Genomic DNA, 21,738 nt, shown 5'->3' on the forward strand with positions numbered 1-21,738 from the left:
CGTGCCCATACTTCAAGCCGAGGCGCGCACTGCCTGGATCACTTGTTCGACTTGGGCCTCACTCATGCCGGGCCATATGGGCAAGCTCAGCACCTCCCGGTGCATCGCCTCCGAAATCGGAAAGGCACCCGCCTCGTAACCCAATTCCGCGTAGGCGGGCTGCAGATGCGGCGGCACCGGGTAATGAATCAAACTGCCCACGCCTCGAGCTGCAAGGCGCCGCTGCAAGCCATCGCGGTCGGCGTGGCGGACCACGAACAAATGCCAAGCCGGCCCAGCCCAATCGGGCACAAAAGGCAGTTGTAAATCCAAGCCGGCCAAACCCTCCAAAAACTGCGCGGCAATCAGCGCTCTTTGCTCGGTGGCGGCGCGCAATTGCGGCAACTTGGCCAAGAGAACGGCTGCCTGAATTTCATCCAGTCGTGAGTTAAAGCCCTTAAGCTCGTTGTGATATTTGACCCGCGATCCGTAGTTGCGCAACACACGAACCGTGTCAAGCAAGGCCTCGTTGGAGCTGCTGACGCCGCCGCCGTCTCCAAAAGCGCCCAGGTTCTTACCGGGATAAAAACTCCAGGCCGAGATGTCCGCCAAATTGCCGATCTGGCGGCCTTTGTACCGGGCCGCATGAGCCTGAGCACAATCGTCCAAAACGCTGAGACCGTGAGCCCTTGCGAGCGCTAGGATCGCGTCCATATCGGCCGGCTGCCCGTACAAATGCACAGGCAGAATCACTTTGGTCTTGCGGGTAATGGCCGCAGCAACTTTCGAGGGGTCCAGATTGAAGGTCTTCTCATCGGGTTCGACCGGCACGGGTCTAGCACCGCATTGGCTGACCGCCAGCCAGGTAGCAATGTAGGTGTTGGACGGCACAATGACCTCATCCCCCGGCCCGACGCCAAGCGCCAACAAGGAGAGATGCAGGGCGTCCATACCGTTGGCGACACCGGCGCAAGCTCGGGCTTCACAAAACTCTGCAAACGCAGTTTCAAAGGCCTTCAACTCCTGACCCAGCAAGAACCAGCCACTGGCAGCAACGCGCTGCAGAGCTTCATCAATGGCAGGTTTTGACGCCGTATAACTCGGCTGCAGATCCAAGAACGGAACTGAAATAGGGGTCTGCTGCTCAAGCGCCATGGCGGCCTCCTTGCACGGCACCCAAAAATTCGTCGTAATTCCGGATGTAGTCCTCGGCGCTATAAGTATCAGAGGCCAGCACCAATAGAACGGCATCACTAGAGAACTGGTACTGAATACCCCAGACCATCGGCGGGATGTGCAGACCGACGCGGGCGCTGTCCAGCAGGATTTCATCGCGGAACTGGCCGTCGTCCACCACGATGCCGCAACTGCCTTTCACGCAGACCAGGAATTGGTGACAAGCCTTGTGTGCATGCTCACCCCGCACTTCGCGGCTCGGGACGTCATAGACCATGAAAAAGCGCTTCGGTTCGAATGGAAGATGAGCACCCACCTCGCCAAAGGACAAGGCACCGCGCAAGTCGACGATCTTGGGCAAGCGGTGCAAGGCGGCTTGTTTGACATGCAAAACAGGCAAATCGCCGTCAGCAGCTCCCGTACGGGCGGAGGCCGCTTGACCCGGCAGGTCAAGGTGAGGTGTATTGACGTAACCGGTAATGTGCGCGGGATTGCCCGAGACGATCGCATTGGGCGGCACATCTCGTGTCACGACTGAACCGGGAGTGACTCGGCAATTTGCACCCAAGGTCAGACCAGCACCAATCGTTGCATTGGCGCCGACTCGAGCACCCGAACGCAAAACCGTGGTGCTGACAGCTTCGGCCGACGTTGCTTCAACGTCCGTCGCGAAAGAGGCGTTAGACCCAATCACTACGCCAGACTCGAGGACCATGCCTGACCAAAGAAAAACTCCGCCCCCTATTGAGACGCCGTCCCCAACGGCAACACCAGCGCCAACGACTGAGTAATCTCCGATAGAAAAATTACTCCCTACCAACGCGGCTGGGTCAACAGAATAGTTCATTGTTTTTTCCACTCATATTGCAAACTGCCTCGCCGCAAAAATACCGTCTTCTGCAGAACGATTAAAAATTCACGTAGACGATCAAAAATAGAAATTTAAATGCCCCAATAAATCGAGCCAAGCAGGATTCCAAAAAATCGCCAACAGCCCAACAAACTCATTAAAACTCAATACTTCAAGCCACCATCAACTCAAATACTTTTTTTTCACACACCCTGAAATTGAAAGCAATTCTCAGCCATAGAAAATAGGCGATCCCACGATGGGAGGTCCCCCACCCACGCATCACAAGCCCGCAGTTTAACCATCAAAAAGTCAGGGTGCTGATATTCATTCTCAAAGTTCTTGGACGCCAACACAATTTTTGCGCCGGAGTTTATTGGCATAAAACAGGCGCGCATTTGATTGGCTCTTGCCAAGGCGTCATTGAGTGTCACCAAATCATTTTCCGCCCGTACCAAGACACACCGCTGACTGCGTTTGATTGCAGCGACAGTCTTATCTTTCAGATAAGAAAACTTTTGTTTTGCGACGACTAAGTGGTCCTCGACCTTGGCGGTGTCGATCTGACCTGTCGCGTTGGTCGCGAATTCATGCTGAAACAACAATCCTGAGAATTGTTCACGAACTCTTATGCCTTCATTCCCAGGTTCCCCAACCACATCCCAATTGCCGGACTGAAACATGGCATCACACAATTTATTAACAACATCGAATGATGTGCCGGGCGATATCAGCCAGTCGAAAAAAAAGGCGTCCGCCACGCCCGTACACCGACGAATTTGAAAAGCAGTCGCACAAAACTCGCCGACGCTAAAGTAATCATTCTTCATAAACATGAGATCAGGCTTAGAAGCAATGTTCTTTCGCGAATTGCCTGATAGGCCACTGTACAAAACCAATTCGGACAACACCATTGGCTACACTAACGGCAAAGTACCCGTTGGCACAGACCTGCTGCACCGAAAAAAGTACAGATCCGAATCGCCAAAACTCATGAGCAAGCTGGCTCAAAACTGGCGCAATGTGACGCCACTCCTGATTGAGGTACTGCTCGTTTTCGTGTTGAGGCATACGACTCGAAGCTGAGGCTTGAACTCGACTCTCGTTGACGACCACAGTCTCGAGAACCGACCTCAAACGCTCAAAACCAAGAGACCGGCAGGTCTAGCCCCACGCCTTTGATCAGGGCCTGTCGTTGTTCGCGCAATCCTTCGTTGGGCGCGGGCCAACGACGGTAGATGTGCAAGAAATCGAGCACGACCGTCAGATCATTGGAGGTGGTCTGCGTGCCGCGGCGTGTACCGGGATTCACATCCTTGTGCACCACGGCGCCGCCGCCGGGGTAGTAGCTCGGCATGGCTTTGACGCAGACTGCCAGCAGAAAGTCCCAGTCCTCTTGCGAAGCCAAGTGCCAATCGACTTCGCAACCTTCCAAGACATCGCGCCTGAAGGCCAGCACATTGTTCGGAATGAAGTTCCTCACAAAAAGCGACTCCACGGGCCGGTCTTTGAGTTGCACTGCATCGACACGCAAACGTTCGATGCCGGATTCGGTGCGGTTCTCCATCACCACCTGCAAGTCGGAGAAATAGACTTTTTTGCTACCGCCATCGTGCTTGATCTGATGCACCAGCGTGGCCAAATGCTCGGGCATCAAGCTGTCATCGTCATCCAGGAAGATCACCCACTCACCACGGGCATGCCGCATGCCCTCGTTGCGGCTTTGAGCCGGGCCCGGTGTGCCGGAGCGTTTGACAAATGTGTCTTCGGGTCGCAGCAATTCGGCTGCCACCAGCGCTGTTTCTTGATCCAGGGCGTCTGCTACCACGATGATCTCAAAGTCGTCCATCGTTTGAGCCCGAATGGAGCCGATGGAACGGCGCAGCAAACTAGCGCGAAGATGGGTCGGAACGATGAAGCTGAAGAAGGGAGTCATGGCTAGATGAGTTGGGCTATTTGATCGGGGTCATCACGCCGCGGCCCATAGACCACAGAATGGCCACAGCCTGTTGACCATCGCTGAGCGCGTTCAAATGCAAGATCCGCAACCCATAGTAGTCCGACTCCGCGCCGATTACGTCAAACAAGGAGCGTCGCCCCAGCAACTGCCATTGCTGCAAGGTCGCAGTGCGGAGACGATCGCTGTTACGCAGAATTTCCACCACGCTACGCGCGCGCGCAAACGATGAGGTCGCCGACTCATGGACATCCAACACGCGGTAACGCCGCGATTCGATGGAGTCTTCTTTTTGCAAACGGGCCGCTTCTGCACGCTTGCGCGCAGCGCTCAGGCCATAGTCAGAACCCGGAGTGAAGATTGGAATCGTGACGCTCAATCCTGCACCCCAGGCATTGCTTTTTGACAAACCGGTGTTGGAATCCAGATTCACGGCCAAGCTGACTTGCGGCCGGTTGGCAGCCTGCACAGACTCGGCGTAACTGGACTGGGCCCGAGCCTGGGCGGCGAGTTGCTGCACCTCAGCCGCTTCCGACGCATCGTTTTGCATCTCATCAACAGCAGGCACGCTCATCAGCAGTGAAGAGTAGCTGGCGCTGGGCGGCAACACATCGCCAACAAAGCGGCGCAGCCGGGTTTCAATTTGGCGCAAGGTGCTGCGTACCTGGTCCACCGTTAACTCGATCTGTTGCCGAGTCTTTTGCGCCTGCACCAACTCGCTGGAGCGCCCCTTATCGGACTTGACGATGGTCTCCAAAGACTCAATCAGGCAGGACATGCGGCGCACATACTGACCGTAGACCTGAATTTGCAAGTTGTAGCGACTGCGATCCAAGGCCAGGGCCACCGTCTGCAAGGCGATCTGCTGCTCGGAATTGAGCATGCCATAGCGAGCCGACTCGGCCAGTTGGCCGCGCCAATTGGCAAGCTGCTCGATACGACCAGAGCTGTAGAGCGGCGCCGTGACCTGCAGGCTGGCATGCCCCTGCGTGCCCTTGACTAACTCTTGATTGCTGGGCTTGTTACCCACGCTGAGCAGCGAAGCCCCCAAGCTGACCTGAGGCATACGGGCGGCGCGCGCCTCTTCCCATTCATCACGGGCCGCCTGGGCCAATAGATTGCTCGCCCCTTGTGCCTGGCTGCGTTGAATCGCCAAGTTCACCAAATCAATCAGCTGACTGCGCGGGTCAACGGCCGAAGGCTCAAAGGTACTGGCATCACGACCGCGACTGGACGGAAGAGCATCTTCTTCACCGCACATGCTAGGGCTGGCGGTTTGCTCTTTGGACGCCGGAGCTGGGGCATTGGCGGCCGCGGCCTTGCCGGGTTTTCGCACCTGGCCTTGTGACTGAGCCAGGGCCATGTCGGCCGAACTGAGGAGCAAGAAGGCCGCAGCGACTGGCGCGCATTGCCGCCAGCAGCGATGGACAGCGGCGAAAACAGTGGCCACAGTCTTGCCTCGGGGACCAGGCAATATGGGCGTTAGCTCTTTGGGGTGCTCTCGTAACATAGCTGCTACTTGAACACAGAGCGAGTCCGGCAAATTGGTGAACAACTTGGCAGACTTGGCCTAAATCAGCTCATTGCCCGGCCTGGACTGCAGCTCCCCAGTACTGGAACTAAAAACGACTGAGCAGTTGGAACTCTCGAATCGAGCCCAGAAAGGCATTGGAATAGCTGGCCGGGTCTCCATCATGGCGAGCGGGATACAGCGTCAGGCTGTACTTGTCCCGCATCACCGCTGCGGAGAGCGAGTATTGGCTGTTGGAACACACCAGCACATCTGCCAGACGCATCAGCCCATGCACCATCAGGGCTTCGCCACCAATCGCGACGACCGCTTCGATTGGCAAGGCCGACAACAACTCCACCATTTTGGGCGACAGCGGCGTGTCGCTCACCACCAGCAGATGCTTGACCAGACGCACCACCTTGGAAACAGCACGGCACAACGCCTCGTCGTCAACGATATAAGTGGCCACGTTCAGATAGTCGCCGCGCCGCACATGCAAGCAGGCATAGCTGTCTTGGCCAAAGAGCCGTTGACGCTGAGCCAAGACTGCCGGTAAGAGCTTGAAGCGCTCCACCACAGCGGGTTCGTTAAAGCCGCACATGGCCAGACGGATCTTCTCTGCACCATCAGGTACCAAGTTCCCCGAACTGGCCGTACGAAAGCTGGCCTTGCTCAGGCCGTAATGATCCAAGTCCCAAGCCCAGTGCGAGACCTGACCGCTGATACCCGGCGTGGCCACTTGCTCTGGGCGCTCAAAGTAGCGCAGGTCAGCTGCCACAGCTTGGCCCGTTTTTTCCAGATAGAAGTAGCCCGCAGCGCTGAACAACTGGGCGCCGAGCCCGCCGGTGAAGGTGATAAGTTGGGTCATGCGATTAGAAATGAACTGGGCGGTTGATCGAGCCCCCCGAGGGCATTGAGCATGGCTTGCGAGCCGACGGTGCCACAGACCTCGGCACTCAAGGCTAGCGGCAAGACCTGGGCCTGCACCTCTGGCGCCAGGGCTCGCGCCTCCAGCATCCAGGAGCCAAAGCCGCCGTCGAGCAAGTGGTCCTCCACTGTCAGCACGCGCTGAAACCCGGCCAGTCGTGCGGCTTGTGCACGTTTCGAGGCCAGCGACCAGAGCGGCATGCTGTAGACCGGCTGGAGAGTCCAATCACCGGGCCAGCCCATCGCAATCCCCAGCCCTGCGCCGGTTGTCAGCACCGCCTTGGGGCCGCTGCCAGGCCGCACCGGCAACCAGCACCCGGGCTCAAGCGCAGGGGGTTCGGTATGAAAGCATGGCTCGCCGGCCTTGCCCAGACGCAAATAAGACGGCCCAGGATTAGCCACCAGATAGCGCAAGCAAGCTCGCACCTCCATCGGATCACCCGGCGCAGCGATCAACATATTGGGGAAGGAACGGATCAACGCGTAGTCTTGCACTGCATGGTGCGAGTAGCCGAGGGCGCCATAAGCGAGGCCGCCACCGACCGAGACCACCGTCACGGGCAAGCGGTGGTAATCCACATCGTTACGGATCTGCTCAGCGCAACGGAAGGTTGGGAAATTGGCGATGGAATAGGTGAAGACATGGTAGCCCTCGGAGGCCATGCCGGCGGCCAAGCCGGTCATGTTTTGCTCTGCCACCCCAGCATTGATGAAGCGATCGGGGAACTCGTCGGCAAAGGGCTCGATCACCGAATAGCCCAAATCGCCGACCACCAAAGCAATGTGTGGATGGGCGCGTGCCAGCGTTACCAACTCTTGAATAAAGGCATTACGCATGGGCCTGCAGTTCCTTGAGGGCCTGTTCGAGTTGTTCGGCATTGGGCGAGCGGTAATGCCAGTCCACGCTGTTCTCCATGAAACTCACCCCCCGACCCTTGATCGTGTGCGCGATCAAAACAGAAGGTTGGCCAGGCTGCCACGGCGCGCCGGCCAGAGCTTCGCTCAGTGCCTCATGGTCATGACCGTCGACCTCTCGCACCGCCCAACCGAAGGCGCGCAGCTTGTCGGCCAAAGGTTCGATGCGCAGAGTTTTCTCCACCGTGGTGAGACTTTGCAATTTGTTGTAGTCAATGATGGCCACCAAATTGTCGAGACCATGGTGCGCCGCAAACATCAAGGCCTCCCAATTGGAGCCCTCGCCCAACTCGCCATCGCTGAGCTGCACAAAAGTCCGCCAGGCCTGCCCACGCTTCTTCGCTGCCAAGGCCTTGCCGACACCGAAGGACAGGCCGTGGCCCAACGAGCCGGTGGAAAACTCAACGCCGGGCACTTTGTGACTGATGTGGTTCATCAGCATCGAATGGTCTTGCCCATAGCTGAGCAGATCGGCTTCGGCGATAAATCCGGCCTCGGCCAAAGCGGCGTAGATGGCCACACAAGCGTGGCCTTTGCTCAAGATAAAGCGGTCACGCTCGACCCAAGCGGGCTGGCTGGGATCAAGCTTCATCACTCGTCCGTACAGCACCGCGACGATGTCGCAAATGGACAGCGCCGAGCCGATATGCGATGCGCGTGCACGCTGCACCATGCGCAGGGCATTGGCGCGCATGCGCCGCGCAAAGCTTTGGGTGTCCACGATGTCTTGAATGACTGAACTCATGGTCTGGCCTTTTGTGCCCAGCGGGCAGTTCTTTGAATAGCTTCATCCAAATCGATACGAACGCGAAGGCTCAGCTCGGATTCGATCCGTTGTAGGTCCGGCAAATAGGCCTGTGCAGGCACGCCGGACTGGGGCTGACGCGCAATCTTGACGGCAGACACGGCCCCCAACGCAGCGGTCACACGCTGCGCCAGTTGTGCAATGGAGACCGACTCATGGCCGCCGACGTTGTAGGCTCGCGAGCTCTTGCCTCGGAACAAAAGCTTCCATAGCCACAACGCCAGATCCGCAGCGTAGAGGTAGCTACGCAATGGTGTGCCATCGCCTTGAATGAGCAGGTCTTCGCCACGCAACGCAGCTCCAATGAAGTTGCCGATGGCGAACTGTCGGTCCAAGGGCAAATGCGGGCCGACAAAAGCAAAGCAGCGCGCGACGGGGATCTCCATGCCGGTCTCGGCTGCGGCCATGGCGCACAGCAACTCGCTGACGCGTTTGCCTTCGCCATAAGCCGAACTGGGCGTCAAGCAGTCAGGTGCGCCGCTGAAATCCTCTGACAAACGCTCAACAGCACTGGGCTGCCGGCCATAGACCGCGCCAGAACTCAGGAGCAGCAAACGCCCAACGCCGGACTGGCGCGCTTGCATCAACAAGTTTTGTGTGCCGAGCACACAGACGTCCAAGACTTCGGCGGGTTTGGGATTGAGGGCAACATCGGTCGCCGCATGGATGGCCCAGGCGCAAGATTGACCTGGGGCCAAAGTGAAGCTGCGCACATCACCTTGCAGCCATTCGATCTCGGGCGCGGCGGCCAACTCAGGATGTTGCACTCGAAAAGACGCAACATCGCGGCTCAATACAAGGACACGGGCGTTCAGCGCCAAAGTACGGTTGGCCCACAAAAAGCTGCCCAACAACCATTTGCCGATGAAACCCGTGCCGCCGGTAAGCAGCAGCCTTTGGCCGCGCAAGGCCTGCCAGTCGCCGCCCACTCCGTCCAAGACATGGGCCAGGTCCTCGGGCGGCAAGCCCAAGGGTGTCGCGGACAGAGCCATAGAGTCCATCAGAAGTTCAGTCCGAAGAACTCTTCGAGCTTGTCGGCAATGAAATCCAATTGAGGTTCGCCCAAGCCCGGGAAGGTGCCCAGCCAGAAAGTTTGATTCATCACCACATCGGTGTTGGTGAGGCTGCCGCTGACGCGGAAATTTCGGCCCGCCATATAGGGCTGCTTGGTCAAATTACCCGCGAAGAGCAGGCGAGTACCAATCTTGTTTTGCTCCAAGAAATTGATCAGGTCAGCCCGCTTCACACCAGCGCTGTCCTTCAGGATCAAGGGAAAACCAAACCAAGAAGGCTCCGAGCCTGGTGTCGCCTCGGGCAGATGCAAACACTCAGCACAGCTTTGCAGTCGGCTCTTCAGGTAGCTGAAATTGGCGCGGCGCGTGGCGATGAATTCCTCCAAACGATCCAGCTGAGCCAGCGCGCAGGCGGCTTGCATATCGCTGATCTTCAGGTTGTAGCCCAGATGGCTATAGGTGTATTTGTGGTCGTAACCGTCCGGCAGATCACCGCCAAGCTCTTTTTTGCTCCAGCAAAAACGCTTGTTGCAGGTGTTGTCCTTGCCGGGCGGGCAGTAACAGTCACGGCCCCAGTCTCGAAAGGACTCGGCGATCAGCTTGAGTTCAGCGTTATTCGTAAACACCGCCCCACCCTCACCCATGGTGATGTGATGCGCTGGATAAAAACTCAAGGTACCAATATCGCCAAAAGTGCCGACCATCTGGCCTTTGTAAGTAGCGCCCAACGCATCACAGCAGTCTTCCACCAACCACAAGCCATGCTTTTTGCAAAGGGCCGTGACAACATCCAGATTGAAAGGGTTGCCCAGCGAATGCGCCAACATGATCGCTTTGGTCTTGGGCGAGATGGCGGCCTCGATCAAACTGGCGTCAATATTGTGAGTGGCGAGGTCAACGTCGACAAAGACTGGCACGGCGCCAAACTGCAAAATGGGATTAACCGTGGTCGGAAAGCCTGCGGCCACACCAATCACCTCGTCGCCTGGCTTGATGGCGCGATCGCCAAGACGGGGGCTGGTCAGGGTAGAGAAAGCCACCAGATTCGCCGAGGAGCCTGAGTTCACCGTAATCAGGTGTTTGACGCCGAGAAACTGTGCCAGACGTTGTTCAAACATCGCATTGAAGCGGCCGGTGGTCAGCCATCCGTCCAGTGAGGCATCAACCATCAACTGCAACTCTTTAGCGCCAATCACCTTGCCGGACACCGGCACAAAAGACTCGCCCGGCACGAAGGGCTTGGGGGCGTGCGCAATATCGGCGTATTGCTGAACCAAATCAGCGATCTGGCTGCGCAGCTTGTCGAGCTGGGGTTGAAAGGTAATGGGGCTTGCGCTCATGCTGCGGATTCCGTGGAGTTCGATGACTTGATGTACTGTTCAATTTGATGCCGGCACAGGGCCTGCATGTCCTGTCCGGCAAGCCAAGCTTGCTGCCACTCGACGATGCGAGACAGCGCTTGTGCCAGGGTCCAGCGTGGCTGCCAGCCCAGACCTTGCCGAGCCTTGGCGATGTCCAGCTTCAGGTAGTTGGCCTCGTGGGGATGGTCACCAAGGTTCAGCTTCCAGCTCGCACCATTGCCCCACTCGGATACCAGGCGCTCAACAATCCACTGCACCGGCTGCACATCGTCATCGCGCGGGCCAAAGTTCCAAGCTTCAGCGTGGCTCTGGCCTTGGGTGAACAATTGCTCCGCCAGAACCAAGTAGCCGGACAGCGGTTCGAGCACATGTTGCCATGGGCGGATGGCATGCGGATTGCGGATGAGCACAGGCTCCTTGCGTTCGAAGGCCCGCAAGATATCGGGCACTAGGCGATCTGCAGCCCAGTCACCTCCGCCGATCACATTCCCAGCGCGTGCGCTGGCCAGTGCCACGCGGCCCTGAGACAAAAACGAACGCCGATAAGCGGCAGTCACCAACTCTGCACAGCCCTTGCTGGCGCTGTAGGGGTCATGCCCGCCCATCGCTTCATTTTCACGATAGCCCCAGACCCACTCACGGTTCTCGTAGCACTTGTCGGTGGTCACATTGACGATGGCACGCAGGCTTTCACATTGCCTGGCGACTTCCAACACATGCACTGTGCCCATCACATTGGTGGCGAAGGTCTCCACCGGTTGTTCATACGACAGGCGCACCAGCGGTTGCGCGGCCAAATGCAGCAAGATCTCAGGCTTGCTGCGCTCGAACACACCTTGGACTGCCGCCAAATCACGGATATCAGCCAGGGTCGAGCTGGCCATGTCGGCGCTCACCTTGGCCTGATCAAACAAGGCCGGATCGGTCGGAGCCGGCAATGCAAAACCATGCACCTCGGCACCCAGAGACTGCAGCCACAGGGCCAGCCAACTGCCTTTGAAGCCAGTGTGGCCGGTCAGAAGCACACGGCGTCCGCGCCAGAAAGTGACGTCTGGGTTCACGACCATGCTCATCCTCAATCCCACTTCTTCCAGGGCGCTTTGCCACTGGCCCACAAATCATCCAGCAAGACTTTGTCGCGCAAAGTGTCCATGGGTTGCCAGAAGCCGTGGTGCTGATAGGCCATCAGTTCACCGCGTGCGGCCAAGGTATCCAAGGGCTCACGCTCCCAAATGGTGCGATCGTCATCCAGCAGCGAAATCACCTGAGGACTGAGGACAAAAAAGCCCCCATTGATCATGCCGCCCTCGCCGAAGGGCTTCTCCTTGAAGCTTTTGACCTGATCGCCCTCTAGATCCAGCGCACCAAAGCGTGCAGGCGGATAGGTGGCAGTGAGCGTCGCTAACTTGCCATGATTGCGGTGGAATTCGATGCTGGCGCTGATGTCGACGTCGCTGACACCATCGCCATAGGTGAAGCAAAAAGCTTCATCCAACTCCACATACTTGGCCACACGCTTGAGGCGCCCGCCGGTCATGGAATGCTCGCCGGTGTCCACCAGGGTCACATTCCAGGGCTCGGCGCGTTTGTGATGGACCTCCATGCGGTTGGAACGCATATCGAAAGTGATGTCCGACATGTGCATGAAGTAGTTCGAAAAGAACTCCTTGATGACATAACCCTTGTAGCCACAGCAGATCACAAAGTCATTGATGCCGTGATGAGCGTACATCTTGAGGATGTGCCACAGAATCGGCTTGCCCCCCACCTCAACCATGGGCTTGGGCCGAGCGGCGGTTTCTTCGCTGAGTCGCGTGCCCAGGCCACCGGCAAGAATCACTGCTTTCATAAAGGCTTCATTCCTTGTTTTTCAGGCGCTGACAAAGGCATCAGAGTGGAAATCTCGCGGCAGCACCCCGGCGGCCAACAATTGGCGGCGAGCCGCCTCTATCATGGCCAATGAACCGCAGGCATACACGGCAATGCCCCGCATATCAGGCCGCTGCTGTAGCAAGACATCCTGTACATGGCCTCGCGCGCCGGTCCAAGCAGCCCCTGCGCGCGACAGCACCGGCGTGTAACTGAACCAAGCAGGCATGTCTGGTACGGACCAATAAAGATCGACCGGCAAACGACCACCCCACAGCAATTGCAAGGAGCCCGGCTGCGCCTCGGCGGGCATGCGCTGCAAGGCTTCCATCATGGCCTTGAGTGGCGCAATGCCAGTGCCGGTCGCGAGAAACACCACATCGCGCCCTGCCACTTCGCGCATGAAGAAACTGCCGTGCGGCCCCTCCAGCCTCAACAGATCGTTCTGCTTCGCCTGCTCGAACCAGTAAGTACTCAGCTGGCCTTGAGCCACGGCGCGGACTTGCAGTTCTAACCCGCCATCAGCTGCCGGCGCCGCCGCCAGGGAATAGCTGCGACGCACACCGGCTGGGCCGATGATGTTGAGGTACTGTCCTGGCAAAAACTCCAAGCGGCTATTCGGCGGCAAGCGCAGTTTGACTCGAAGTACGTCTGGGGCCGGCTGCTCCATTGAATCGATTCGCGCCGGCAAAGTCTTGACCGTGATGGCTGCGGCCGCCCCGAGGTCTTCGGCATCCAACTCCAGATCGGAAGTGGCGGCGCTAGCGCAGCTCAATACCCAGCCGGCTGCGCGCTCTTCCGCCGACAGCAAACTGTCATCAAGCAGAGCTCGGGTCTGCCCTTGCAAAACCTGAACCCGGCAACTTCCGCAACGACCGGTGCGGCAGCTGTGCTCCAACACCAAACCGGCAGAACGAGCAGCATCCAGCAAGCTGATATCAGCTGGAGCCTCGAACTGCTTTCGATTCGCGAGAGTAACGAGGGACGGTTCAATCACGGACGTTGTGCCTGCAAAAAGGCGTTGCATGAGGGAATGCGCCAGGGCGTTGTTAGAGGCCATCAGCAGCTTGCCGGGCATCTTAATCTCGATGCCAAAGCGTCAAGCTGTCGAATAGAACCGGGCTAGCTGCCGAATTCGCACGAATTCGCTCAGTAACGCCAAGGCTGAGTCCAACTAACGCGACCGATCTGCGGGTATACGCCGCGTCAATGACGGGAAGACACGATTCTTCCGGTTGTGAAGCTAGGCATACACCCCCTACTCAAAGCGGCTAAACGCCGCGATAGAGCACTCTTTTCCTCGCCTTTGACGGACAGTCCAGCCGCTATATTTGTTCGCCTGTGCGCCTGAGTGCGCCCAAACTTGCGTCGCTTTGCAAGCCCCACACAGCCGAACCCATGAGCCCGGACGACTCCATGAATGAACCAGTCAATCGCAGTACCACGGTCTCCCTGAAGCGCCTTCGCGTCGGCGTCTGGAACTATTACGAAGAGATCACGCGCGACGGTTTTTTGTTCAAGAACCCCAACACCTCGGTTGGCGCCAATCTGCTGAAGCCCTGGTGTGATCTCTATGCGCGCGGTAAGGAGATGGGCATCGATTTCGTCACACTGGACCAAATCCAAGGTCCCGCTGATCTGGATGCGGTGATCTTCATGGACCGGCCACGCCCCGGAAGGCCGCTGATTGATGCCTTGTTGCAAGCGCCCATCAAGAAGTATTTGATGCTGTTTGAGTGCAACGTTATCAAGCCAGACAACTGGGATACCGACTACCACCGCCAATTCGATCGCGTCCTGACCTGGAACGATGCTTTGGTTGACGGCACTCGTTACATCAAGACCAATTTTGCGGCCGATCTACAGCGCCCCTATGACTTCAGCACGCAAAAATCTTTGTTTGAGCACCGCAAACTGGCCACGGTGATTGCCGGGGCCAAAGCCTCGGCACACCCCAATGAACTCTATTCCGAACGGGTGCGAGCGATTCGATGGTTTGAACACAATGCGCCTGCGGACTTCGACCTCTATGGCATGGGCTGGGATGCTGCGGCATTTCCGAGTTACCGCGGGGCGGTGCAAGACAAACTCGACACTCTGGCGCAGTACCGCTTCTCCATCTGCTACGAGAACGCGAAAAACATCCCGGGCTATGTCACCGAGAAAGCACTGGACTGTCTCCGCGCTGGCACCGTGCCTGTTTACGGCGGAGCCCCGAACATCGAACGTTGGATTCCGGAGGATTGCTTCATCGATCTGCGCAACTTCAGCAGCTATCCGGAGCTCTACAACAAGCTCTCCCGTATGAGTGCTGAAGAGCATGGTGCCTACTTGGACCGCATTCAAAGCTTCCTCAACGGCACCAAGGCGTATCCGTTTTCCAGCGAATGCTTCTTCGACACGGTCACTGGCATTCTCAACTGGGACCTGCGTGGTCAAGGTCCGGCCGACCCCTGCCAGGCTGTCACTCTGCAACAAAATTTGACCAGTCTGGCGATTGAATTCCCCCTGTCCTCGCCCCTGACCCCGAGCCCGGCCCGACCAAACGAGAAAGAGCTGCAACGAGATTCCTTTAAGAAGGCCGGAGGCCCCAAGCTGCTTGTGTATTTTGGCTATGGCGACGAGTTGCCCGTCTTTACTCGCGCACGCGCGCTCTGGCAGTTTTTCCTGACCCACTATCCCAATGTCGAGGCCGTCTTTGCGCGCACAAGTACCAAGCTTCCCCGAGGCGAAGTGCGTCACGACGGTTACGACCTCGTGGTCGGTACTAGCGATGGTCAAAACCTAGCTTCTGCGGAAACGGGTTATGCCGCTTCAGGCATTTGGTCCAGCAAAGAAAACCGCGACACCATTTATCGGCAGCAAGCGGTCTATGACTATCTTTTGCGTCAGCACGAAGAGCCCTTCTTTCTGTTCCAAACCACGGTCACCTCCGTGATCGACTTCCGCGGCCTGTCGACATTACTCGACACCTTGCCCACCAGCGGCTGTTTCGCTGGCTCTCCCGCACGTCTGAATTCGCCGCCTGAACTGTCAGGCCTGACCTTTGCCAGTGGCGCGAACTCGCTGTTTTCCAGCGATTTGCTGCAGCTCATGCGTGAGCGCTATGACCCTGAGCATCCGCATGTCAACTACCCCAACGACATCTGGCAGGCCCTGACCTTGGCGGATGTCGAGCGTCGGCCCCTGCCCTTTTTCAGCTTCACCCGACCGCGTTCTCTTGACTCCCGCCGCAGCAAGGTGCCGGAACTCACGCAGCGCCTATTGGCCATGGGGCATTACCACTTCCGGGTCAAAACGACCAGTGCCGAGGCCGGCTTGGGCCTGCGTGAGGAAATCGACCCCTGGGTGATGGCAGGGATCATGGATGCCATTCTCAACAGCTCACCAGTTCCAGAAGCCAATCGAGCATTGATCACTCGATTGCTCGCCTCAGTGCAACCGAGCAATGGCCAAAGCCTGAGTGCTTTCAGCGAGACCAGCTTCTTCCGTGGCCCACGCAGCTTCCCGCTGCATGACGAGGAGACGGACAGCCTGTTCCCCGATTTGGCGGGCTGAAGCGAATTCGGTAGCCCCCTTCCAATCAGTCCCAAAGAAAAAGGGGCGTCCCGATGAGGGACGCCCCTTTTGACTCAGGGACTTTGATTTAGGCGCCACGTGAAGCCATATTCAACGCTCGCGCATGGCCTCGGTGGACTTCATCATCGGACGCAGCAGGAAGCTCATCACTGAACGCTCGCCGGTCTTGATCTCGACGGTGGCGGTCATGCCGGGAATCACCGGAAGCTGCTCACCCCTGGACTTCAGCAGGGTGTTCTTCTCGGCGCTGATGCGCGCCCGGTAATAGCGGGCGTCACCATTTGGCGTTTCGGCATCTCCCAGTGCGTCAGGGCTGATGTACTCCACACGGCCAATCAAGCCGCCAAACACATTGAAGTCATAACTCGAAAGCTTCACGGTAGCCTTTTGGCCAACATGGATGAAACCCACGTCCATGGGCTTGATTCGGGCCTCCACCAGCACCCGCCCTCCCATGGGCACAATTTCCATGATGGGCGCTCCGGCCGTGACCACCCCGCCCACGGTATTGCTGCGGATGTTCTTCACCAAGCCATTGACCGGTGATTTCAGCACGGTGCGGGCCAGCGAGTCCTCCCGGACCACCATTTGCTCGTCCAGCATGGCCAATTCGTTTTGCACTTTAACCAGCTCGCCGCTGGCTTCTTGTTTGAAGCGGCTGATACGTTCATTGCGCTGCTGCTGCAACTCGTTGACCTGGCGGCTCAAACGCATCACTTCCACATTCGACATCAAGCCCTTGGCAGACAGATCTTGAGCCACTTTCATTTCAGTGGACAGCAGCGAGGCGCTGCGATTAATGCTGCTCACCGCTTCTTCCAGCAGCTTTTTGCGCAGCTCATAAGACTCCGACTCGGCATCGATCAGCGCCTTGTGGCTCTTCAGTTCCGCAGGAAAAGCCAATGGACGGCCCGAAGCCTCGGCACTCAGACGAGCTGCCGCAGCCTTGAGGGAGAAACGCTTCACCTGCGCTTCGCTTTGCTGCGCTTCTACACGGGTGGGGTCGAGTCGAACAAGCTCTTCGCCCTGCTCCACCTCCTCGCCCTCGTGCACCAACATTTCACTCAGAATGCCGATCTCCATGGTGGAGATGATTTGTTCGCGGCCATCGGGCACCACACGACCGTCGGTGCGGGTCACCATATCGACCTTGGCCATGGTGGACCAGACCACGGCAACCACGATCGCGGCCAACACCAGATACAAGGCCCAGGTCACCCGCGGCAATGGCTCATCGAGTTGGGCCGCGGCCAAACTGCTCAAAAACATTCCCTCGTCGCGGGCTAGCGTCATCGCTTATCTCTTTTTGAACTACGGATTACACGGAGGCAGAACGCTGCACCGGCTGGGCCGCCGGATGCATATGCAAATTGGACTGGGCTTCAGGCGAAGACGCAGGCTGAGTAGGCCGCACACCAGAGAGCGCCGCCAAGACCTGATCCCGCGGACCATCCATGACCACACGACCGCTGTCCATCACCGTGATGCGAGAGACCAGTTCCAGCACCGCGGGTCGGTGAGTCACCATCACCAGCGTGCATTCGCCCGCAGCATCACGCAGTTGGCGCAGAAAAGACACTTCGGATTGCGCGTCCATCGAGCTGGTGGGCTCGTCCATCAAAAGCACTTGCGGCTTGCTGATCAAGCTCCGGGCCAGGGCCACCAACTGGCGTTGCCCCCCCGACAGCAAGCAGCCCTGTTCACCGACCGGTAGATCCCAGCCCATAGGATGCGCTGCGACCACTCGGTCCAGACCGGTCAGCCGAGCCACTTCCACCAAACGCGAAGCATCGATGTGGGCACGGCCCATCAAAACGTTGTCGCGTAAGCTGCCATGGAACAGTCTGGGATCCTGAGACACAAAGCCCACTCGCGCCCGAAACTCCGCCGGATCTACCTGGCGCAGATCGATGCCATCCACCTCGACCATGCCTTCGCTTGGCTGATAGAGACTGGCCATCATGCGCAAAACGGTGGACTTGCCACTGCCAATGCGTCCCAGAATGGCCACCCGCTCGCCGGCGCGAATCTTCAAAGTGACGTTCTTCAGAACCTTGGGCGCCACCGCATTGCCCTCGGCCGGATAGGCAAAGCCCACATCGTTGAGCGCAATGCTGCCGCTGAACTTGTTGAGCGGCACATAGTTGCGGTCAGACTCCCGCTCGGTCGGTTTGTCCATCAACAGATCCAGCGAGGACATCGCGGCACGCGCGCCTTGGTAGCGGGCCGCCAGGCTCACCACCATACTCAAGGGCGCGATCGCCCGGCCGGCAAACATCACGGCTCCGATCAAGGCACCAGCAGTCACCACGCCGTCCTTGATCAGATAGACACCCCAGACCAACATGATCATGGTGATCGCTTGCTGCAGAGTACTGGACAGATTGCTGTTCCAGGCATGCATATCACGGCTGCGCATCGCGGATTCGGCGGCGGCGGCAGAGGTGGTTTCATAGCGACGCAAAAAGCGACCTTCTGCGCCCGAGGTCTTCAAATCTTCCAGCCCTTCTACGGCCTCGACCAGCGTGCCGTGCAGATCGGCCATTTCGCCCATGTTTTCATTGACGGCCGCGCGCATGCGTTTTTGCATAAGCAACGAGATGCCCAAAATGACGGGCACCGCCAAGGCGGGCACCCAGCCCAAGGGGCCGCCCACGATGAAGGTCATGCCGATAAAGATGATGATGAAGGGCAGGTCCGACACCACCGACATGCTCGCCGAAGTGAAGAACTCCCGAACGCACTCGATCTGTCCGATGGTGTGGGCGTAGGCCCCGGCCGAACTGGGCTTGAACTCCATGCGAACGCCGAGCGACTGGCGGAACAGCTTGGCACCCACGATCAAATCGACTTTACGGCCGGCCAAATCAATCAAATGGGCTCTTAACTGACGCGCGAACAAATCAAACACCAACGCCAAGGCTGCACCAATCGCCAGTGTCCATAGGGTCACGAAAGACTGGTTCGGAATCACCTTGTCGTAGATGACCGAGGTCACCAGACCCGAGACCAACATCAAGACGTTGCTCAACAAGGCCGCCAGCATGGCCGCACGGTAGTACGGAATGAAGCGCTTGACCGTTCCCCAGAACCAATGCGGGCCATGACTGCGCAAATGGGGGTCGGAACGTGTATGAGCTTGGGACTTCTCCTGCGGCGTCACCAACATAGTGAAGCCGCTGTATTCGCCCTCTAGCTCGGCCGAGCTTGCCGTGCAGATATTGGCTTCTGCACCGGGAAAAAGCACTTCATAGCGCCCTTCGGGCTGAGGCTGCGCTGCATCCAAGCGACGCACCAGCACACAGGCGTCGCCGTCATTGAGCAGCAAGACCGATGGCATCAACAAGGGGTTGAGGTCATCAATTTTTCGGCGAACCAAGCCGGCGTTGTAGCCCGCTTCGCGCATCATGCGCATCGCTTGATCAGGGCCCAATGTCCCATCGACCGACGCACCCGCCAAAAGCGATTCTGCTGAACGTGCGAGCCCATAATGCTGAGTCAGCCAAACCATGGCCTGCAGCAGCGGGTTGCCGATATCGCCTTGCGCTTCCTTCTGCCATTCAGGCGTCGGCTCGGCCGCCGGGGCTGTTTCACGGTCCGCCGCGAGGTAAAGACTCGGCGCGTTTGAGCCGCCCGCAGGCCTGGGGCCGTCAAAGAAGGAATCGTTTCGTTTGCTCACCACAATCCTTCAGGGCAACTCAGTCGGAGCTGCCGACAGCTGCTCGCCTATGGTCCAAAGCCATCGTTTCAAACTTGGATTCCAGGTCGCGAACCAAGCCGGGAATATCAAACAGCTTTGATTGCCGACCATGCTCGGTCAGGTAGCGCTTGTAAGACTGGGCCCGCGCCGGGTTCAGGCCGATCTGCACCGCGCGCTGCTCATACTCCGCCAAGGAATAGGTGATCAGGTCGGGCAAGCCCACATTCGTGAGCAGACTTCCCGCCATGCGAGAGATATAGGTTCGGCCCGAGCGCGTCAGGATGGGGGTGCCCATCCACAGACAGTCACTGGCCGTCGTGCCCGCGTTGTAAGGGAAGGTATCCAGCACCAGGTCAGCCAAAGCAAAGCGGGCGAGGTACTCCGCAGGGGCCACCCGTGGCGCGAAGATCAATCGATCTTCAGCAATGCCCTGGGCTGCGGCGGCCTGGATCATATTGGCCTTGGACCATTCGTTATCGGCCAACAACCACAGCACGCTATTGGGCACCTGCTTGAGTATCCTCATCCAGCTGCCAAACACCTCTTCGCTGAACTTGTGGTTGTTATTGAAGGAGCAGAAGACAAAGGCAGATTCAGGCAAGTTGTACGTCGAGCGACTTGGCGGCGACGCCACCTCCCGCTGCCGATCGCTGACTTGGTAGCAGTTGTCCAGGTAGATCGGCTTCTCAGTGCAGTAAGGCAAGTACTCAGGCTGCATCACAAAGCGGTCGGCAATGATCCAATCCACGCCCGGCAAAGCCGAAGTCGCCGGCAGGCCCAGGTAGCTGACCTGAATTGGAGCCGGGCGATAGGCCAAGATATTGGGCCGGGCGCCGCTGGTCAGACCTTGCAAATCGACTAAAACGTCAATGCCCGCTTGAGCGATCAAGCGCGCGGCGGTGAAGTCATCCACACCAGCGAGGCGAACATGGTGATCCATGCCCTTCAAGATGCGCGCGCGCTGTGCTGTGCCGTCTTCTCGGCTCCAGCAGAAAGCAAACACCTCGAAGCGTTCGCGGTCATGCAACTCAAACAATTCCGGCGTCAGCAGGCCGACCGCATGCATGCATAGATCGCCCGAGAGATAGCCCACCTTGATCCGACCTTGTCGGGCCAAACGCGAAACGGCTTGGGTATGCAACGGCTTGTCTTTGTGGGCCAGCACCTTCTCATGCACAAAGCGCTGCGCCACCATCAGCTGCAACGCCGGATCATCACTGGCACTCAACATGGCCAGCAAAGATGTCCCCACCAACAATTGGTTATGGGTCACTTGACCAACCGGCTGGTACACCGGCCAATCACACTGCTTTTGGCGGATGTGCACATAGTGCTGAATCACATCGCTTTGGCGATGATTCAATTCCAGGCTGCGCCTCATCAAAGCCTGGGACTGCGCAAACTGCTTGTGCGTTTCCAGCAAGCGAGCCGAGTTGTTGACCGCATGGAGCTTCAACTCCATCAAGTCGTCGCTCAGTGTTTGACCAGGGCCGATGCCCAAGGCTTCATCGACGGTGCGCCACTCCGTCAGGGCCTCTTCGACGCGGCCGGTGTGTTCCAGTTGATGACCCAGATTCAAACGGGCTTGGTAAAAAGCCGGGCTCAGGGCCAGCGCGCGACGGTAAACCTGCTCGGCATCGGTATGGCGACGGGCCGCGCCCAAGAGCGTGCCCCAGTTGTAACAGGCAATGGGCAGGAATGGCGAGCTTGCATTGCCCTCCACCCAGGTTTGGTAGAGCTGAATTGCCCACTCAGCGCGCCCACCGGCCTGCAGCTCAGACGCCTTGGTCATCAAGTCGCTCAGCGCCATAGCCCCAGTTCTCGCTTGCGCAAGCAAGCCCTCCAACTCCGGTTGCAGCGCAGTTGAGGACTGAAGAGATGGTGCGGGCATATCCATGGCAGTTTCTTCCGTTGAAACGGTTCTTGAAAGCTCACTGCATGTTATGAGCCACGGCCCTGGAGCTAGCGCTGGATTAGGTGGCGAAAACCTCTGCAAATGCGCCCATACCCACGGCGACTCTGCGCAAAGAACCCCACTGGCTGCGTCCTGGGTATCGGCATCCCAAAGCAGAACTTGAGCCCTCAATCGCGAAA

17 protein-coding genes are annotated in these 21,738 nt (G+C 58.2%); 1 reads left to right on the plus strand and 16 read right to left on the minus strand.

The genetic code is table 11. The features are described from left to right. Positions 1–12: 12 nt before the first annotated feature. The 13 genes from WG899_RS02535 to WG899_RS02595 form a co-directional block, all read right to left on the minus strand. Positions 13–1,134, minus strand: a complete 1,122-nt coding sequence (locus WG899_RS02535; protein WP_339594036.1) for a DegT/DnrJ/EryC1/StrS family aminotransferase — start codon at positions 1,132–1,134, stop codon at positions 13–15. Next, positions 1,124–2,002, minus strand: a complete 879-nt coding sequence (locus WG899_RS02540) for a WxcM-like domain-containing protein (RefSeq protein ID WP_339594037.1) — start codon at positions 2,000–2,002, stop codon at positions 1,124–1,126. The genes WG899_RS02535 and WG899_RS02540 overlap by 11 nt, the downstream gene beginning before the upstream one ends. 206 nt (positions 2,003–2,208) lie before the next feature. Then, a complete protein-coding gene (locus tag WG899_RS02545; RefSeq protein WP_339594038.1) occupies positions 2,209–2,841 on the minus strand; it encodes a hypothetical protein in 633 nt (210 codons plus the stop codon). Between the two features lie 305 nt (positions 2,842–3,146). Next, positions 3,147–3,941: a glycosyltransferase family 2 protein gene (locus tag WG899_RS02550; RefSeq protein WP_339594039.1), complete on the minus strand. Its 795-nt coding sequence runs from the start codon at positions 3,939–3,941 to the stop codon at positions 3,147–3,149. A 16-nt stretch (positions 3,942–3,957) separates the two neighbouring features. Further along, positions 3,958–5,412, minus strand: a complete 1,455-nt coding sequence (locus tag WG899_RS02555) for a TolC family protein (protein WP_339594040.1) — start codon at positions 5,410–5,412, stop codon at positions 3,958–3,960. Between the two features lie 169 nt (positions 5,413–5,581). Continuing rightward, on the minus strand, positions 5,582–6,343 hold the full coding sequence (locus tag WG899_RS02560) for an O-fucosyltransferase family protein (RefSeq protein WP_339594041.1): 762 nt from the start codon (positions 6,341–6,343) through the stop codon (positions 5,582–5,584). After that, positions 6,340–7,239 (minus strand): transketolase family protein, encoded by a 900-nt coding sequence (locus tag WG899_RS02565; RefSeq protein ID WP_339594042.1) that lies wholly within the window; start codon positions 7,237–7,239, stop codon positions 6,340–6,342. The genes WG899_RS02560 and WG899_RS02565 overlap by 4 nt, the downstream gene beginning before the upstream one ends. After that, a complete protein-coding gene (locus WG899_RS02570) occupies positions 7,232–8,062 on the minus strand; it encodes a transketolase (RefSeq protein WP_339594043.1) in 831 nt (276 codons plus the stop codon). The genes WG899_RS02565 and WG899_RS02570 overlap by 8 nt, the downstream gene beginning before the upstream one ends. After that, on the minus strand, positions 8,059–9,123 hold the full coding sequence (locus WG899_RS02575; protein WP_339594044.1) for an NAD-dependent epimerase/dehydratase family protein: 1,065 nt from the start codon (positions 9,121–9,123) through the stop codon (positions 8,059–8,061). Before WG899_RS02575 ends, WG899_RS02570 begins: the two co-directional genes overlap by 4 nt. Beyond that, positions 9,123–10,475, minus strand: a complete 1,353-nt coding sequence (rfbH, locus tag WG899_RS02580; protein ID WP_339594045.1) for a lipopolysaccharide biosynthesis protein RfbH — start codon at positions 10,473–10,475, stop codon at positions 9,123–9,125. Before rfbH ends, WG899_RS02575 begins: the two co-directional genes overlap by 1 nt. Further along, positions 10,472–11,563 (minus strand): CDP-glucose 4,6-dehydratase, encoded by a 1,092-nt coding sequence (rfbG, locus tag WG899_RS02585; RefSeq protein WP_444718803.1) that lies wholly within the window; start codon positions 11,561–11,563, stop codon positions 10,472–10,474. The genes rfbH and rfbG overlap by 4 nt, the downstream gene beginning before the upstream one ends. Before the next feature lie 8 nt (positions 11,564–11,571). Continuing rightward, positions 11,572–12,345 (minus strand): glucose-1-phosphate cytidylyltransferase, encoded by a 774-nt coding sequence (rfbF, locus tag WG899_RS02590; protein WP_339594047.1) that lies wholly within the window; start codon positions 12,343–12,345, stop codon positions 11,572–11,574. Positions 12,346–12,366: 21 nt separating this feature from the next. Further along, positions 12,367–13,443: a 2Fe-2S iron-sulfur cluster-binding protein gene (locus tag WG899_RS02595; protein ID WP_339594048.1), complete on the minus strand. Its 1,077-nt coding sequence runs from the start codon at positions 13,441–13,443 to the stop codon at positions 12,367–12,369. A 338-nt stretch (positions 13,444–13,781) separates the two neighbouring features. Here WG899_RS02595 and WG899_RS02600 point away from each other — a divergent pair, with 338 nt between their 5' ends. After that, entirely contained in the window at positions 13,782–15,923 is a 2,142-nt protein-coding gene (locus tag WG899_RS02600; RefSeq protein ID WP_339594049.1) for a glycosyltransferase family 10 domain-containing protein, read from the plus strand. Positions 15,924–16,034: 111 nt separating this feature from the next. Here the strand turns inward: WG899_RS02600 and WG899_RS02605 are convergent, their stop codons facing one another. From WG899_RS02605 to WG899_RS02615, 3 genes are read right to left on the minus strand one after another with little or no spacing between them, the layout of a single operon-like run. Further along, the gene (locus WG899_RS02605) at positions 16,035–17,237 is read right to left on the minus strand and encodes an HlyD family type I secretion periplasmic adaptor subunit (protein ID WP_339594050.1); all 1,203 of its coding nucleotides are present in this window, start codon (positions 17,235–17,237) and stop codon (positions 16,035–16,037) included. A gap of 25 nt (positions 17,238–17,262) precedes the next feature. Then, positions 17,263–19,623, minus strand: a complete 2,361-nt coding sequence (locus tag WG899_RS02610) for a type I secretion system permease/ATPase (protein ID WP_339594051.1) — start codon at positions 19,621–19,623, stop codon at positions 17,263–17,265. Between the two features lie 19 nt (positions 19,624–19,642). Then, positions 19,643–21,541, minus strand: a complete 1,899-nt coding sequence (locus tag WG899_RS02615; protein WP_339594052.1) for an O-linked N-acetylglucosamine transferase, SPINDLY family protein — start codon at positions 21,539–21,541, stop codon at positions 19,643–19,645. Positions 21,542–21,738: the final 197 nt, after the last annotated feature.

It is taken from the genome of Paucibacter hankyongi (assembly GCF_037482915.1).
GTDB classification, from domain to species: Bacteria; Pseudomonadota; Gammaproteobacteria; order Burkholderiales; family Burkholderiaceae_C; genus Paucibacter_A; species Paucibacter_A hankyongi.

What these genes read in the sequence shown, in the direction of transcription:
- WG899_RS02535 (WP_339594036.1), bottom strand. Translation starts at nt 1,134, where the DNA reads ATGGCGCTTGAGCAGCAGACCCCTATTTCAGTTCCGTTCTTGGATCTG.
- WG899_RS02540 (WP_339594037.1), bottom strand. Translation starts at nt 2,002, where the DNA reads ATGAACTATTCTGTTGACCCAGCCGCGTTGGTAGGGAGTAATTTTTCT.
- WG899_RS02545 (WP_339594038.1), bottom strand. Translation starts at nt 2,841, where the DNA reads ATGTTTATGAAGAATGATTACTTTAGCGTCGGCGAGTTTTGTGCGACT.
- WG899_RS02550 (WP_339594039.1), bottom strand. Translation starts at nt 3,941, where the DNA reads ATGACTCCCTTCTTCAGCTTCATCGTTCCGACCCATCTTCGCGCTAGT.
- WG899_RS02560 (WP_339594041.1), bottom strand. Translation starts at nt 6,343, where the DNA reads ATGACCCAACTTATCACCTTCACCGGCGGGCTCGGCGCCCAGTTGTTC.
- WG899_RS02565 (WP_339594042.1), bottom strand. Translation starts at nt 7,239, where the DNA reads ATGCGTAATGCCTTTATTCAAGAGTTGGTAACGCTGGCACGCGCCCAT.
- WG899_RS02570 (WP_339594043.1), bottom strand. Translation starts at nt 8,062, where the DNA reads ATGAGTTCAGTCATTCAAGACATCGTGGACACCCAAAGCTTTGCGCGG.
- WG899_RS02575 (WP_339594044.1), bottom strand. Translation starts at nt 9,123, where the DNA reads ATGGACTCTATGGCTCTGTCCGCGACACCCTTGGGCTTGCCGCCCGAG.
- rfbH (WP_339594045.1), bottom strand. Translation starts at nt 10,475, where the DNA reads ATGAGCGCAAGCCCCATTACCTTTCAACCCCAGCTCGACAAGCTGCGC.
- rfbG (WP_444718803.1), bottom strand. Translation starts at nt 11,563, where the DNA reads ATGGTCGTGAACCCAGACGTCACTTTCTGGCGCGGACGCCGTGTGCTT.
- rfbF (WP_339594047.1), bottom strand. Translation starts at nt 12,345, where the DNA reads ATGAAAGCAGTGATTCTTGCCGGTGGCCTGGGCACGCGACTCAGCGAA.
- WG899_RS02595 (WP_339594048.1), bottom strand. Translation starts at nt 13,443, where the DNA reads ATGCCCGGCAAGCTGCTGATGGCCTCTAACAACGCCCTGGCGCATTCC.
- WG899_RS02600 (WP_339594049.1), top strand. Translation starts at nt 13,782, where the DNA reads ATGAATGAACCAGTCAATCGCAGTACCACGGTCTCCCTGAAGCGCCTT.
- WG899_RS02605 (WP_339594050.1), bottom strand. Translation starts at nt 17,237, where the DNA reads ATGACGCTAGCCCGCGACGAGGGAATGTTTTTGAGCAGTTTGGCCGCG.
- WG899_RS02615 (WP_339594052.1), bottom strand. Translation starts at nt 21,541, where the DNA reads ATGGATATGCCCGCACCATCTCTTCAGTCCTCAACTGCGCTGCAACCG.